Here is a 1,660-nt window from a genome sequence, read left to right on the forward strand (position 1 = left end):
AAAAAATACTTTGATGAGTACCCTGAGGAAACGATTCTGATCTATTCCATGTGGAGCGGATACCGATCCCTACCGGGGGTTAAGAAGCTTCTTGACATTGCGAAAAATCATGAGACGATTCATGTCTCCGGGCATATCACGAAAGAAGATCTGGAGAAGGTGATTGGGATGGTTAAGCCGGAGAAGCTGATGATACACCATATTTCTGATGCTGAAAAAGAGAATACTGAACTGAATCTTCCGACTGATATAAAACTTATGAATATTTTAGATGGAGAGTTCGTTGAATTATAATTGTATTCTAATAAAGCAGGAGGAACAAATAATGGAAGCACTTGAAAGTGAAGCACTTAAAAAGTTTGAAAAGAAAATTGATCGACAAAAGGGAAAAGATACAGCGGAAATGAGTTTCAAGGAAATACAAGTCCTATTAGATAAATTCCCAGATGCCATCGTCTATTTATATAAATTGGTGAATACTCAGAATTGGAACGCATCTAAACAAGACTGCGAAATGCTTTGTGACTATTTGTTAGTTAAAGAAAATCCACTAATTCCAGTTAAGTTTACGAATCTCACCTATGCAGGTATATGCAAGAAAAATAAATTCGGTTGGATTGAAAAAGACTATAGAAGGAATTCTAGAGATGGGTATCCTGGAAAAATGAAGAAGATTAAGGATAGAAACTATTTCGATTCATATCCGTTGGATACAATAAACGAAAAACATTTGGCAATGAGAGTATTTACTCAGTGTAGAAAGACAGATGTATTAAAAATGATTCCCGGCCTTGGATATATATTGGATTATGAAATGCCAATAGGCGGGAGAAACAAACAATTATATAAAATCCAGTCAGGTGAAAAATATGATAGCACCGATTTGAACTATCGATCGGGGGTACATATTCATATAAAAGATTCAGACAAACTTTATGTAACTGGAAACTGCGATTTGGTGGCATTCGACGATAATCAGTTCATTGTTCTTGAACTTAAAGATACCGATAGTTCAGAGCCTATAATTAGAGCGATTCTCGAAGCGTATACCTATAAGCAATTGCTGAACACAAGTCAAGCAGCAAAATGGCTCCGGAAACACTATATGGAGATTCTTGGCAATGATACAGAATACAGTTGGCGAGCTGCCCCCTTGTTATACATAAAAGGTGATCAGCACAAAGAGTATGCAGATGCAAAAAAGAATTCCGCTTTGAAAAAGTTAACTGAGGAATTGGACGTAAAACCAATTTGGTATGATATAGATGCAGATGCTAATGAAATAGTTATACGAACGGATGAATTCTAGAGTTTCATAATGTTAAAAATCTAAGCAATGTGCAAAAAAATGCGCATTGCTTTTTTTATTATGTAATCAAAAGAGAACATGGCAAAGAGGGGGAAAATTAATGATTAAAGTAATACCGCACAGAGGAATGCGACAGATTGGCGGAGTATGTACCGAAATTGCCACGGATACCGCAAGAATCCTTTTTGACTTTGGCTCGCCGTTAGAGGGCGAAGGAGACCAAGATCCCTTGATCGTTGAAGGTGTAACGAAAGGCGAGACGGATTGTGATGCCATTTTTCTGACGCATTACCACGGCGATCATGTGGGAGAGATTCCGCGCATCAAAGCAGGCATCCCTGTGTATATGCA

The 1,660-nt window shown here is 37.7% G+C and carries 2 protein-coding genes and 1 pseudogene; all 3 read left to right on the top strand.

Annotation, left to right across the window (positions count from 1 at the left end):
* Positions 1-294: pseudogene (locus BMW41_RS14695) on the top strand (MBL fold metallo-hydrolase); the annotation flags it as partial.
* Between the two features lie 31 nt (positions 295-325).
* Positions 326-1,309: a hypothetical protein gene (locus BMW41_RS14045; protein ID WP_074650841.1), complete on the top strand. Its 984-nt coding sequence runs from the start codon at positions 326-328 to the stop codon at positions 1,307-1,309.
* A gap of 100 nt (positions 1,310-1,409) precedes the next feature.
* Positions 1,410-1,660, top strand: a 251-nt coding sequence (locus BMW41_RS14050; protein WP_143050892.1) for an MBL fold metallo-hydrolase, incomplete at its 3' end; no start/stop codon positions are given.

This window comes from [Clostridium] aminophilum (genome assembly GCF_900101295.1).
GTDB lineage: Bacteria > Bacillota > Clostridia > Lachnospirales > Lachnospiraceae > Clostridium_R > Clostridium_R aminophilum_A.

Excerpts from the sequence above, each read along its gene's own strand:
- BMW41_RS14045 (WP_074650841.1), top strand. The coding sequence starts at position 326 with ATGGAAGCACTTGAAAGTGAAGCACTTAAAAAGTTTGAAAAGAAAATT.